Here is a 14,005-nt window from a genome sequence, read left to right as displayed (position 1 = left end):
CTCCGGACAAATTGCATTTCAGATGCGGGCGAAGCCGAGCAGAGCCTTCACGTCGGCCCGCTTGTGGACCAGCGTCACGCCGATCAGATAGACGACCGCGCCGGTCAGCCAGGCCTGCAAGGCCGGGAAGCCGATATAGTCGCTGTTGAGCGCCGGAATCAGGCCGGCGGTGTAGACGCCGACCAGCGTGCCGGCGGCAAGCGCGATGACCCCCGGCCAGTTAGCGATGCCGAGCTCGCTCCAGTTGGCGACGCGATACATCGGCCGCTTGATGCCGAACAGCCAAGGCAGCAGAAACAGGTCGATCGCCATGATCGTGCTGGCGACCGGGACGGTGCTGGAGCCGATGCTGGTAGTCAGGTTGAACGTATCCTGGAGATTGGGCAGGTAGAAAGTCAGCACGGCGGCGATTAGGCCGAGGCCGACGACCGTGTACTGGCGCTTCCAGCCGCGAATGCCGGACAGCACGTTCTGGGCACCGTTGACTGCGATATAGAGGTTGCCGTCCTGCACCGCCCATTGGTTGATGACGATGACGGCGATGCCGAGCAGCGCGCTGCCGAACATCGTGAAATTGACGAAATAGCTGATGCTCGGACCGAAATCGGGCTGGTTGGAGAGCGCCGCGATCATGTAGCCCATGACCGGGAAGAGCAGCGCGCCGACCAGATAGGAAATCACGATGGTCGGGATGTTCCACCAAGAAGCGCGGCCGGCCTTGGCGTAGCGGAAGAAGTCGGGCTCGTTGCCCCAGGTCGAGAGGCCGACCATGCTGCCGATGACCATGATCATGGCGGTCTTGCTGTCGACATGCGGCACCGCAGCGAGCACATTGCTGGAGACGGTGGTGAAGGCGAGGATGGTGGCGAAAACGCCCCAGATCAGGATCACCGGCACGGCTACGAACTGGGCGAAGCGCTGCACGCCCTCGAAGCCGAAATAGGTGTTGACGATCATCACCACCGCCAGCAGCGCGGTGATCGCGCCGACCGCCGGGACGGTCATTAGTCCGCCGGCGATGTCGATGATGAATTTCACCGTGAACAGGTAGAAGGCCATGCCGTTGACGATCAGAAGCAGCGAGACGAGGCCGCTGCCGATGGTACCAAAGATGCTGCGCGCCATGACTGAATGGGTCTGGCCCGTGGTGGCGCCGGCGTTGGCCGAGCCGATGCAATAGAGGCTCATGACGGTGGCGGCGATCAGCATCGCCACAGTCAGCTCGGAAAGCGTCAGCCCCTGGAAACGCGCGCCATAGCCGACCAGCACGGTGCCGAACACCGCCTGCATCGACAGGAACTGCGCCAGCATGCGGAAGTTGGAGCGCCGCTTTTCCTGCGGCACCACCGATTCGGTATAGTCGGCAATATCCGCCTCGGTGACGGACAGGATGGTCTCGACGCTGTCGGCAATCGCCGGCTGCGCCTCGCCAGGCAATGGCTGCCTGGGCGAAGTCGGTGTTTGCAAGGTCATCTCAGTATCCCCTTTGCGAGGTGTTCCCCTGGTCGACATGCCCGCCCGTCTTCGCCTTGCGGCAGCATCAACGGGACCGATGCAACGTCGCCACGCTTGACCATGAAACCCCAACTTCTTCCCTTCAACGCCCAAAGATCGAACGTTAAGCATTAATCGGATCAATGCCTCCTCTTTGCCCGGCTACGTCTGCTCGACGATCTCGCCGATGAAAAGGTCACGCCCGATGTGGGCCGGGCTTTGCGGATCGGTGACGATGAAGATGTCGTTGCGAGGCACGTCGGGGCCGGCGATCAGTGGCCACAGCCGCCCGGCCTCGACATCGGTTTGCGCGTAGCCTTCCGGCAGGAAGCAGAGGCCGACGCCGAGGATCGCCAGCCGCTTGGCTTCCTCGAGATGATCGGACATGCCGGCGATGTTGCGGCCGAAGCCATGCTCGAGCCGAAACTGAGTGAGCTCGTCGCCCTCGTCGGCGCCGGTCAGCACGAACGCTTCTCGCGCCAGATCGCCCGGATCGGCAACGCTCTTGCCAAACAGCCTGTGCGCCCTGCCGCAATAGGGCCGGTGGATCTCGGTGAAGAGGTGAAGATAGGCGAGCTCTGCGCGCTTCACCCGCGAAGGCGAGATGCCGACGTCGATCCTGTGCTGAATGAGCGAGTTGACCACTTCGGTCCAGGCTGCGACCTCGACGATCAGTTCGACAGCCGGATATTTGGCATGGAAGGCGGCGATCGCCTCATCAAGGGCCGGCGCGACAAGATTGGAGACCAGCATCACCCGCAAATGTCCACGAATCTCAGACTTGACGTCCGAGAGCTTCGCCGGGATTTCACGGATCGCGCCGGCGAATTCCCGGCAGCGCTCGGCAAGGATGCGACCCTCCTCCGTCAGTTCGAAGCCGGTCGGGCCACGATGGCAGAGCGTAACGCCAAGCCTTTCCTCGAGGCGCCGCAACGCAAGGCTCAGCGCCGGCTGTTTGCGGTTGAGCTCCTGCGCCGCCCTGGTCACCGAGCGGGCGCACGCGATCTCATGGAAAAACTTCAGCAGGTTCCAGTCGAGATTCCTGGCGAATTGCGGTCCGAGAACTGCTTGATCCGACTGTCTGCGCCCCAACGCACGCTCCCGAAACCACTTCGCCGGCCGCCCCTTGCGGCAAGACGCGGCAAGTTAAGCCGATATTCTCGGAGCCGGCAAAGCCCTTTGTCTTCAAGCGAAGACGTCGGGGCGTTACCGGACCGTCGGGCCTGGACCCGAGCGAGCTGCAAGCTGCCGTATCTGCCGTGCCCCCGCCTCGTCGAGGGCCGACACGTTGCCGATGTTCGTGCAGAGCCGTCCGTCCCGGATGCGCTGGGTGATCACCCTCGGGCGCGCCGCGGTGATTCCGTGCCCTTCCAACGCAAAAAAACCGCCCCGCCATTGCTGTGATGGCTGCCATGACCTCCATGACCTTCATCATTACCCTGATGGCCAGCGTCATGTCCTCCGCCGTGCTGGCCGGCGGCTGCAGTTCCTGCGCAAGCTACCGCAATCGAGCAAGCGAATGCAAAAATAGGCCAAGCTGAATCCAAGGAATTGACGCACGGCAACCTCCAAGGCGCCTCGGCCCAGCCGTCCTTCCGAGGCATACGGTCAGAACGTCGAAACTGCCGCTGCCCCTAGGCAAAAACTCGCGACTACGGCGCCCACGGAATTAACTAGGCGATGAATCCGCTGCATCAAGGACGCGGTGTGGGAGGATGACCGGCATCGATAGCGGCAACACAGCAATTTTTCCCAAGACCCAGAAACCACAACGCCAACAAAGGTTATCGCGGCAATATTGCAGCCCCTCGTCGCTGCTTGCCTTGGAGAAAATCATGACGACCACAATTTCCGCGTTTCTCACCGCACTCGGGTCCGAAAGTTCCCCAGGCAAACTGGACGCCCCAGAGGACAACGAGGCCCACGGATGTCGCAGCGAACATCCGCATGGAGCGGTCAATATCGTCGGCAGAAGAGCGTTAAAAAGGAATGTCGGCGGCTCCGTCGTAGGAACGAAAAAAGAAGAGAAGCAGAACTTTCATGTGCGATTTTTGCACACGTGCTCTCATAACCATCTGATTTTATTTACTTGTCTGTCCAGTCCATCATTGGTGCTATTGCGAGCGTCGTCTGCATGAGCCTATTCAATGCTGTCGCCGGTGTCATAATCAAATCTGTCAGCGTGATTTTCCGTATTTTCTTTTATTTTCAGATACTTCCGATGGCAGGGACAAAGGTCCCCCCCGACAGGGACCATTTTCCCAAGTCACATAGTTATTAAAAAATCAATAGTCCAGTTTGAACTTTCCACAAATAAGAGTAAACTTTAGCTGCTCATAATATGAGCTGTGGAGGCGTACAGGCAGTCATGCCTGTTGGGGAGGGGCGGTTAGTATGCCCTCATTATCATTGATCCTCGGTGTCCGCCGTGGGCGGATTGCCGATGCGCACAGGACGCATCCTCCCGACAATGCTGACGGGGCACGGAGCGGGGGAGCGGCGGCCCCTTCAACACCCTCTACCCCGTAAGCCAACTCACCACTCCAAGTTTCTTTCAATGATGACGCGTAGCGCTGGCACAGCCAGCGGATGCGCGTCCGTGCGCCCGGTTGCCAGCGTTGGGGCTGATTTCGCGCCTGTCGCATTGAAACCAGGGAGAATCTCGATGGCGCGGGACATCCTGGCCCAAGACATCGTCGTCGACGAACCGACCGACCTTACGGACGACGATGTTGATCTGTCCGTTGCGCCGGACAGCGCCAACACCACGCTGCAATATCTTCTAAGTCGCGACGGTCTGGGCCGACTGAGTTCACTGGAGATCGCTTTCCAGGCCGACTTCGTTCAGGCAACAGCAAGCGCGGGGAAAACCATCACCTCCGTCGCCGCCCTATCCGCCTGGACGGGTTCAGTGATCATCGGAAATCACGACAGCAAAACGGGAACATCGCGGCGCATTAGCCGCTGAGCAGGGAGGTACACCATGTCACTTACCATCACCGGCAACGTCATTGAGGACGAAAACCTAGGACTGACAACTCTTGCGACGGACAGCGACGCCACCGATGCCGACGACAACGTCACGCTATCCGCCTTTCAGAACAGCATTTCCACCTCATCCTCGATTGGCGCCGAGCTCAAGGTGCTCGGCATTTATCCAGATACAACGACGAACGGCGCCAATGGCACGACCACGGCGATCGGCATCTCCGAGGACGCGATCGTCAGCACGACCGACCAGAATTTGCAGTTCACCGACAGCAGCGGCGGGGCGCTGAACGGCGTCCCTACCGGCATCACAGCCCTCGATGGCAACGAGATCCTCCTCTATTCCGATCCGAGCAATCCCCACATCGTACTCGGCAAAGAGGCGAACACCGGCACGGTCGCCTTCGCGCTCCTGCTGCAGCCGACGAGCGGCGGCGCCACGATCTGGGTCGTGCAGTACGAGGCGCTCACCAACACGAACCCCGCGGCGGGCGAGGACGTCAACACCCTCGATCTCTCCAGCCTCGTCTACGTCAGCGGGTCCTCCAGTTCCACCACGACCTCATCATTCAACATCGGCACCAAGATGCCCGGACAAAACTATTGGCTGCCGTTCATGAACAGCACCGGAACGGCGACGGTCCTCGTGACCGGGCTCGACGCGAGCACGTCCAGTCCCGACACCGTCAACACCAGTTCGGTAGGTGACGGCAGCAACACCCAGTCGATCACTCCCGGCGGGGCGCTGCGCTTCGATTTCGTCTCGAGCTTCTCGGGCGGTTCCACTAAGGACAAAACGTTTCTCACCGACAGTTCACTCCACAATCTCGTCTATCTCGAAGGAAACGAGGCGACGTTCGACATCAGCCAGGTGACCCCCACCGGCAGTTTCGTTAACGTGCAGATCATCGCCCAGGACGAGGGCAACGGCACGTTCAACGGGGCGTACACGAGCACGTCTACCAACCTGGTGGCGATCGTGGAGGTCAAGGTCTGGACCGGCGGTGTTGGTGGGACCCTGATTGCCGATTCGGCGCGGGCGCCCAACCTCAACAACGGAATAACTTTCAGCTTCAACAACGGCATCGTGACCGTCAACCACCTGACCGTCAACGAGACAGTCGACTTCTTTGCGGCCAATGGCGCGCAGTTCGACCAGTTCGTGGCCAAAAACGTCACAGGCACCGGCAACAATCCGGGCTTCGACATTCTCAACGTCACGCAAACGCAAACGCAGACAACGACCACCACCGATACCCAGGAAGTCGGCTCGCACATCATCTTCGAGGACAGCGTGCCGAGCGCGAGCGGCAACACGGTAACGAAGGCGGTCGACGAAGACGCGCTGTCGGCCAATCTCCTTCCGGACAAGGACGGCAGCGCGACGGCGACCGGCTCGGTGACGACCCTGTTCATACCCGGCACCGACACGCCGCTCTCCTACAAGCTGTCGGCCGACTATTCGAGCCTGACGAGCCAAAACCTTTCGTCGCACGGCACGGCACTGGCCTATAGCGTCTCGATCGACGGGGCGAGCCTCACCGCGACCGGATCAGGCGGCGCGACGGTGTTCACGCTGACATTGGACACGAGCGGAAACTTTAACTTCACGCTCTCGGCGCCGGTCGATCACGCACCGGGCGCGGACGACTCCAGCAACACCACGATTGACTTCAGCGGGCTGGTCCTGGCGACCGACGCCGACGGTAACTTCGCGGCCGGCGATACGGCCACCGCGGCCACGGGCGCGCTGACGGTGACGATCACCGACGACGTGCCGGCGGATTTCAATCCGGAGGCGATCGTCAGCGCGGATAATGTGCAGGACGCCGCCGGCTCGCACTTTACCGGCAGTCTGATCAACACGGATTTGGCCGACGGGACCGTCGATCCAAATTCGTCGCTCACCATCAAGGAACACGCCGGCGCCGACGGCTTCGGCGATTTGTCCTTCAGCGGCACGGACGGCTCGAAGCTGACGGGCCAACTCGACGGGGGCGCGGCTACGAACCTGCAAGCGGGGGGGAACGATATCTACCTGTTCGGATTCGGCACCGGCACGCTGACGGCGACAACCGATCCGACCGGCATCAATGCGGCGGACGATGTGTTCACAATCACCCTCGATCCCGACGCCGGCACATACAACTACAATATGCTCCAGGCGATCGGGAACGGCTCGAGCTTTACCTTCAGCGACTTCGCGGACGTGCCGGCCGGCAACTACGCTTGGTTCTCGCTGCCGTTCAACCCGACGACCAAACAACCCGTCAGCCCCGGCAAGTCGGTCATCTTCACCGGGCTCAACCCGAGCGTCGATACGGTCAATCCGAGCTCGATCGGCGTCGGCACGGACAAGCAGGCCGTGGCGCCAGGCAAGGCCATCCGCCTCGACTTCGTCGACAATGTCCACTCGATCACCACCACCACCGACCTGAAGCACTTAAACACGCTCGGCTATGCCGATCACTACGAGGTCAACAACTCGGGCTTCACGCTTAGCCAAGTCAGTCCGAATGGAAAGACCGTCGACATCCGCCTCGACGCCTACGAGGTCCCGCAGGGGACGCAGCTTCAGCCTGGAGGGGCATTCCCCACCGATACGAGCGCCACGCATGAGGCAATCACCGACGTCAAGATCGTCACCGAGGACAGCAGTGGTCACATCACCGCCGAACTCGCCGATTTCACCGCTGACGGGCAGCAAAAGACCTTCAGCGTAGGCGGCGTCAGCCAGACCGTGACGGCGCACTTCGCGCCAACGGGCGATAGCAGCGGTGTCGATCTGACAGGTCTGAAGCTGGCGCCGGGCGAGTTTATCCTCGTCAGCACGGCCACCGGCTTCGATCGCCTGCTGGCGACCAACATCGGCACTGTCTATGGCAACAAGGACTCGTTCGACATGGGCGCGGTGTCGGTCTCGACCTTCAGCGCCGGCCAGCCCATCAGCATGGCCTTCGACCTGGCGCTACAGGACTACGACGCGTTCAATAGCGGATCGATCACCAACCTCACGGAGGCAGGGACAGGCAAACTCAACATCAACCTGACGGCGCCTACCGTTTAGGGATGCTTCGGCCGAGCCGGGGACCCGGCTCGGCCCTTTTTGGGGGTGGCAGTGGACCAAGCGAACAGCGACATGACCGACGCGACCGCTGAGGTCGAGCCGCCCGAGGCAGCGCGCGGCCCAGCCGAGCTGTCCAGGGTCGAACCCGCGCCGCCGCCGTTCACGCCGATGGACTCCGGCCTGGCCGGGCTGGCGGTGATCGCGGGATACTACCGCATCGCCGCCGACCCGGCGCAAATGCGTCATCAGCTCGCGCTGACGGGGCGATTCGCCGCCGCCGAGGATATCGTCCGCGGCGCCAATATCCTGGAGCTGCGCTCGCGCATCCTACGCCGCATCAAGACCAAGCGCCTCGCCGCCGTTCCCTATCCCGCGCTGATCGGCCTCAAGGACGGCACCTTCGGCGTCCTGGCGGCCTCCCCCACGAAGGGGCTCGCGCGGCTGCTCGATCCGATCGTCCGCATTGCCCGGGAGCTGCCGATCGAGGACATTGCCGCGCTCTCATCGGGCGAGGTCGTGCTGGTCACGCGCCGTCTTGGCGGGGCAGGCACAAACCCCAGAACTTTCGGATTCCGCTGGTTCTTGCCCTCGATCCTGCGTTACCGGCGGCCTCTCGCCCAGGTCGTGCTCGCGTCGCTCTTCGTGCAACTGTTCGCGCTTATCACGCCGGTGTTCTTCCAGCTCATCGTCGACAAGGTGCTGGTGCACAAGGGGGTATCCACCCTGACAGTGCTGATCGTCGGCCTGGTGACGCTGGGACTGTTCGAGTCGGTCCTGCAATTCCTGCGCGCCTACACGCTGAGCCACACCACCAACCGGATGGATGTCGAGCTCGGCCGGCGCCTGTTCCATCACCTGTTTCGCCTGCCCCTCGCCTATTTCGAGACGCGCGCGACCGGCCAGACGGTGGCGCGCGTGCGCGAGCTCGAGACGATCCGCAACTTCCTGACCGGACAGGGGCTGACGTCGCTGCTCGATCTCGTCTTCACACTGGTCTTCTTCGTCGTGATGTTCATCTATTCGCCCACACTGACGCTGGTCGTGCTCGGCACGGTCCCCGTCTATCTGCTGATTGCGGTGCTGATCCGCCCGATTTTTCGCGAGCAGATCAATGAGAAGTTCAACCGCGGCGCGCGCTCGCAGCAGTTTCTTGTCGAGTCGATCGTCGGAGCGCCGACCCTGAAGGCGGCGAGCGTCGAGCCGATGATGCAGGCGCAATGGGAGGAGCGGCTGGCGTCCTACGTCCGCACCTCGTTCGACGCCGGTGTCACCGGCACGCTCGGCCAGAACCTCGTCCAGTATGTGAGCAAGGTGACGACGGCGCTGATCCTGCTCTTCGGTGCGCAGGCGGTGATCAACGGCGCAATGACGGTCGGCGAGTTGATCGCGTTCAACATGATCGCCTCCCAGGTCGTTGCGCCGATCCTTCGCCTCTCGCAGCTCTGGCAGGACTTCCAGCAGGTCCAGGTTTCGGTGGCGCGGCTCGGCGACATCCTGAACACGCCGCCAGAACCCGTGCCCCAGAACCTGCTGACGCTGCCTCCCCCGAAGGGCGCGATCGAACTGCGCGGCGTGACGCTGCGCTATCGGCCGGACGCCGCCGAGGCCCTGCGCAACGTCACGCTGTCGATCGGCGCGGGCGAAGTCATTGGCTTCGTCGGCGCGTCGGGCTCGGGCAAGTCGACGCTGGTCAAGGTGGTGCAACGGCTCTATTCGCCGCAGGCGGGCCAAGTGATGCTCGACGGCATCGACATCGCCCAGCTCGATCCGGGATGGCTTCGCCGGCAGATCGGGGTCGTATTGCAGGAGAACATCCTGTTCAACCGGTCAATCCACGAAAACATCGCGCTCGGCGATCCCGCCGTGCCGCGGGCGTGGGTGATTCAGGCGGCCAGGCTTGCCGGCGCCGACGAATTCATCGCGCAGATGCCGCAGGGCTATGACACGATTATCGAGGAGCGCGGCGCCAATCTCTCGGGAGGACAGCGCCAACGCATCGCCATCGCCCGCGCGCTCGCCACCAATCCACGTATCCTCATTTTCGACGAAGCGACCTCGGCGCTCGATTACGAGAGCGAGCGCATCGTCCAGGAGAATATGCGCGCGATCGTACGCGACCGCACGGTGCTGATCATCGCCCATCGCCTGGCGGCGGTTCGCCCGTGCACGCGCATCGTGGGAATGGAAAGGGGCGAGGTCGTCGAGATCGGAAGCCACGAGGAACTCCTCGCGCGCAAAGGCGGCCTCTACGCTCGGCTCTGGGCGCTGCAGTCGGATCAAGCGGGGACCGGAGCATGAACCAAAGAACCGTGCCGCTCCCTGCGGCGTCGCCGCATCCGGTCAACCAACCCGCGTTGGCCATCTCAGGCCGCGATCGCGAATTCCTGCCGGCGGCGATCGAAATCCTGGAAACGCCGGCGCCGCCGTTGTCGGTCGTCACGATGCTGACGATCTGCGTGTTCTTCGCGGCCGCGCTCGCCTGGTCGTTCTACGGGCGGCTCGACGTGCACGCAGTGGCGCCCGGCAAAATCGACACGGCCGGGCACGCCAAGGTGATACAGCCGCTCGATCCCGGCAAGGTCGCCTCAATACATGTCGAGAACGGGCAGCACGTGAGGGCGGGAGATCTGCTCCTGGAGCTGGATTCCACGGAACCGGCGGCGGAGGAGAACGCGCAGCGCGACGAGCTCAATGCGAACCTCGCCGAAATCGCGCGCCGGCGCTTCGCGATCGCGACGGCGCGCGCCGTGCTCGATGGTCCAGCGAAATCGAGCGAGGCGAGCGCAGGCGAGGTCATTGTCGCGCAGCTGGCGCAAGCCGCCGCCGACCCCGAGCCGCGAATCGTCTGGGGCGTCGAGCTGCCGGAGGCGGTCCGCCTGCGCGAGGCTTCGGTGCTGACGGCCGATCTCAACCAGCTCACCGGCGCCTTGCAGAGCCTCGATAAGCAGATTTTGCAGAAGGAGGCGACGCGTCAGCGCCTCGATATGAGCATAGCCTACCAGAACAAGTTGATCGAAACGCTGATCCAGCTTGTCGGCACCCGCCAGGAGGCGCTCGATCGTCAAGTCGGCAGCAAGATCAATCTCTATGACTCCAAGCAGCAGCTGGAAAAATCGCAATCGTCGCTCGCCTCGGACGAAGGGGAATTGATCGAGACCGATGCCGCCCTGAAGGAGCTTGGGAGCGAGAAGATCATGACGCTCTCGCAATTCGTAGCCGACAACGAGAACAAGCTCGCCACCGCCGACCGCAAGGCGGACGAAGCAAAACAGGCGGTCGTCAAGGCGGACGCTCGCCTCGCGCGTACCAAGCTCTATTCACCGGCCGACGGCATCGCCCAACAGATCGCCGTGACCACGATCGGCCAGGTCGTGACCACCGGGCAGCAGCTCCTGGTCGTGGCGCCGACACAAGGGGCACTGCAGGTTGAGGCGCTCGTCGCCAACCTCGACATCGGCTTCGTCAAACCCGGCCAGAGCGCGGCGATCAAGGTCGACGCCTTCCCTTTCACCCGTTTTGGCGTGTTGCACGGCAAAGTCACCCGCGTCGCCTCCGAAGCGGTCGAGGAGCAAGAGGCCAAGCGTGGGCTCGCCAACGCAGCCGCCGCCGCCAATACAGCGGCCGCCGCCCCCGCAAGTCAGGCCGGGCAGTCCCAGAGCTTCGTCTTCCCGGTCACCATCACGATCGAGGAGCAGGCGATGAACATAAACGGCGGGATGATCCCTCTGACTCCGGGTATGACGGTGACCGTGGAAATCAAAACCGACAGTCGCCGTGTGATCGACTACCTGCTCTCGCCGCTCGCCAAAGCAGCTTCGGAGGCTTTCAAGGAGAGATGATGGAGTGGCGGATTGACGGGTTCGGCGCGGACTTGCCGGGCAAGGCTTCCCTCACGCGCCCTTTCAAGGAGAATTGAATAGACAGATCAGGTGCCGATGAAAGACAAACACCACCAGACGTCGGCCTCAAGGCCAACGCCTCGTGAACCCGGTGTCCGGCAGCCGCCGGAGGGTCGTGACGGTTCTAGCGCCGCAAGGCGTAGACGTTGTCGGTGTCCATGGACGGTCCGCCCAGCGGCAGCGCCATGTCGTCGTCGAGCAGTCGGGTGATGCGGGCAAAGCCGGTGAAAGCCTTTCTTGCTTCTTCGGCTGACATCTTGCCCGACATCGCCGCCGCGCAGCAATTCAGCGCACATTGATATACCGGGCCGCGTCTTCCCGTCGGCCACTTTCGCAGGAACACCATTGCTTCGGGGACACTGTCGATTTCCTCGACAGGGTGTCCCTGCCCACGCGCAATTCGCACTGGGGTAAAGAAATGCAAGCGATCCATATTTATCCTCCCGGTCGACCGCGCCGCAGTCGAACCATGCCAAACGCCCGCCATGCGATTTGGTTCCGAAAAAATGCTCTTGTCAAAAAGATTTTTTGACAGCGGACCGATCGGCAGTGATTCTGCCGCCCTTGAGGCCAAGCCGACTCAGGCGATGCAATCCCTGTTTCAGGGTCACGATAAGGGCGATTCTCATTGAATGTCTTTAAGGCCAAAGCCGGCAAATGGATTGCTTGCCGGTTCCCCTGCGTCAGGCTTACCCTCCACTGTTAACGCGTGAGGGCGCGTTTTGCAAAAAGGGGAACACTTGCAATGACCATCCAAGGCGCATCGCCTGACCTCTATAACGAGGATCTGGCTCCGGCAACGGTCAGGAACTGGGGACCGTTTTCCATCTTCAACGTCTGGACCTCCGACGTCCACAGCCTCTGGGGCTATTATCTCGCCGCAAGTCTGTTTCTGTTCTGTGGCGGCTTCGTCAACTTCATCATCGCCATCGGCATCGGTTCGCTGATCATCTACGCGCTGATGAACATGGTCGGCTATGCCGGGGTCAAGACCGGCGTGCCCTACCCCGTGCTTGCCCGCGCTTCCTTCGGCATCTGGGGCGCCAACATTCCGGCGCTGGTGCGGGCGATCGTCGCCTGCTTCTGGTACGGCGCGCAGACGGCCGCTGCCTCCGGCGCCATCGTGGCGCTTTTGACGCGGCTGCAATGGTTCGACGAGTTCAACAAGGGCTCGCATTTTCTCGGCCATTCCACCCTTGAGGTGATCTGTTTCGTCGTCATCTGGGCGCTGCAGTTGCTGATCATCCAGAAAGGCATGGAGACGGTGCGCCGCTTCCAGGACTGGGCCGGCCCCGCCGTGTGGGTGATGATGCTGATCCTGGCAATCTACCTCGGCATCAAGTCGGGCACTTTCGCGTTCACCAGCGACATCCCGATGGATGTCTTGCTCGACAAGACAAAGGACGCGGGCGTGCCCGGCGAGCCTGGATCGTGGACCGCGCTGTTTGCGGTGGCGGCAATCTGGGTGACCTATTTCTCGGCGCTTTATCTCAACTTCTGCGACTTCGCCCGTTACGCGCCGGACAAGGCGTCGCTGCGCAAGGGCAATATCTGGGGCCTGCCGGTCAACCTGATCCTGTTTTCGCTGGTCGCCGGCGTCACCACCATTGCCGCCTACGACGTCTATCACGAGGTGCTGCTGCATCCCGACCAGATCTCGGCCAAATTCGACAGCTGGTTCCTGGCGGCCCTTGCGGCGCTGACCTTCGCGGTGGCGACGCTCGGCATCAATGTGGTGGCGAATTTCGTCTCGCCGGCCTTCGACTTTTCCAACGTCTTTCCGCGCCAGATCGACTTCAAGAAAGGCGGCTATATCGCGGCGCTGATCGCGCTGGTGCTCTATCCTTTCGCACCGTGGGAAGGCAGTGCCGCCTCTTTCGTCAACATCATCGGCGCGACGATGGGGCCGATCTTCGGGGTGATGATGGTCGACTACTATCTGATCCGCAAAAGCGAGGTCGATGTCGAGGCGCTCTATAGGGAGAATGGCGAGTTCCGCTTCCAGGGCGGCTGGCATATCAACGCCTTCATCGCCGCCGGCATCGGCGCGATCTTCTCCTCGATCCTGCCCAACTTCACCAACTGGCTGCCGTCCTGGTGGGGCGTCTACGGCTGGTTCTTCGGCGTGGCAATCGCCGGCGCGGTCTATTACGTGCTGCGTACCATGGCGCTCGGCGCAGGCGCCAGGATGGCGAAGGCCTGACAATAGGGAGTAGATAGGGGAGTAAGGGAGTAGGGCAGTAAGGGAGTAGGGAATTGGGTCCCCTATTCCCCTATTCCCCTATTCCCCTATTCCCTATTCCCCTATTCCCCTATTCCCCTATTCCCCTATTCCCCTATTCCCCTATTCCCCTATTCCCCTATTCCCCTATTCCCCTATTCCCCTATTCCCTATTCCCCTATTCCCCTACCATCTCGGCCAGCCTGCGCACGGTGTTCCAGTTGCGCGAGGTGCCGATGCCCATTGTAATTGGTCACCGCAAGCAGCCGCAAATTGGGTGGCGCGCGAGAGAAAAGAATCCAAATATCGCCGCCGACTGCCTGCAGCTTTTCATCC

General features: G+C 62.0%; 9 protein-coding genes. 6 read left to right on the top strand and 3 right to left on the bottom strand.

The genetic code is table 11. The features are described from left to right. Positions 1-18: 18 nt before the first annotated feature. Together FJ974_RS17545 and FJ974_RS17540 are read right to left on the bottom strand one after the other, a co-directional pair. Positions 19-1,473 (bottom strand): cytosine permease, encoded by a 1,455-nt coding sequence (locus FJ974_RS17545; protein ID WP_140534971.1) that lies wholly within the window; start codon positions 1,471-1,473, stop codon positions 19-21. Positions 1,474-1,656: 183 nt separating this feature from the next. Continuing rightward, entirely contained in the window at positions 1,657-2,586 is a 930-nt protein-coding gene (locus FJ974_RS17540) for a LysR family transcriptional regulator (protein WP_140534974.1), read from the bottom strand. A gap of 623 nt (positions 2,587-3,209) precedes the next feature. Between FJ974_RS17540 and FJ974_RS17535 the strand changes: the two genes are divergently transcribed. The 5 genes from FJ974_RS17535 (at position 3,210) to FJ974_RS17515 (ending at position 11,388) form a co-directional block, all read left to right on the top strand. Continuing rightward, positions 3,210-3,632, top strand: coding sequence for a hypothetical protein (locus tag FJ974_RS17535; protein WP_140534977.1), 423 nt, complete (start codon positions 3,210-3,212; stop codon positions 3,630-3,632). A gap of 527 nt (positions 3,633-4,159) precedes the next feature. Then, complete coding sequence (locus FJ974_RS17530) at positions 4,160-4,462, top strand: hypothetical protein (RefSeq protein WP_140534980.1); 303 nt, start codon at positions 4,160-4,162, stop codon at positions 4,460-4,462. A 15-nt stretch (positions 4,463-4,477) separates the two neighbouring features. Next, positions 4,478-7,549, top strand: coding sequence for a hypothetical protein (locus FJ974_RS17525; RefSeq protein ID WP_140534983.1), 3,072 nt, complete (start codon positions 4,478-4,480; stop codon positions 7,547-7,549). 168 nt (positions 7,550-7,717) lie between these two features. Next, positions 7,718-9,847: a type I secretion system permease/ATPase gene (locus tag FJ974_RS17520; RefSeq protein WP_181177195.1), complete on the top strand. Its 2,130-nt coding sequence runs from the start codon at positions 7,718-7,720 to the stop codon at positions 9,845-9,847. Continuing rightward, positions 9,844-11,388: an HlyD family type I secretion periplasmic adaptor subunit gene (locus tag FJ974_RS17515; RefSeq protein WP_140534989.1), complete on the top strand. Its 1,545-nt coding sequence runs from the start codon at positions 9,844-9,846 to the stop codon at positions 11,386-11,388. The genes FJ974_RS17520 and FJ974_RS17515 overlap by 4 nt, the downstream gene beginning before the upstream one ends. A gap of 184 nt (positions 11,389-11,572) precedes the next feature. Here the strand turns inward: FJ974_RS17515 and FJ974_RS17510 are convergent, their stop codons facing one another. Beyond that, complete coding sequence (locus FJ974_RS17510; RefSeq protein ID WP_140534991.1) at positions 11,573-11,881, bottom strand: DUF982 domain-containing protein; 309 nt, start codon at positions 11,879-11,881, stop codon at positions 11,573-11,575. 312 nt (positions 11,882-12,193) lie between these two features. On the opposite strand from FJ974_RS17510, the gene FJ974_RS17505 reads away from it, so the two are divergent. Beyond that, on the top strand, positions 12,194-13,651 hold the full coding sequence (locus FJ974_RS17505) for an NCS1 family nucleobase:cation symporter-1 (protein WP_140534994.1): 1,458 nt from the start codon (positions 12,194-12,196) through the stop codon (positions 13,649-13,651). Positions 13,652-14,005: the final 354 nt, after the last annotated feature.

Source organism: Mesorhizobium sp. B1-1-8 (assembly GCF_006442795.2).
In the GTDB taxonomy this organism is placed as follows: Bacteria; Pseudomonadota; Alphaproteobacteria; order Rhizobiales; family Rhizobiaceae; genus Mesorhizobium.
This window is presented reverse-complemented; position numbering and strand designations above follow the sequence as displayed.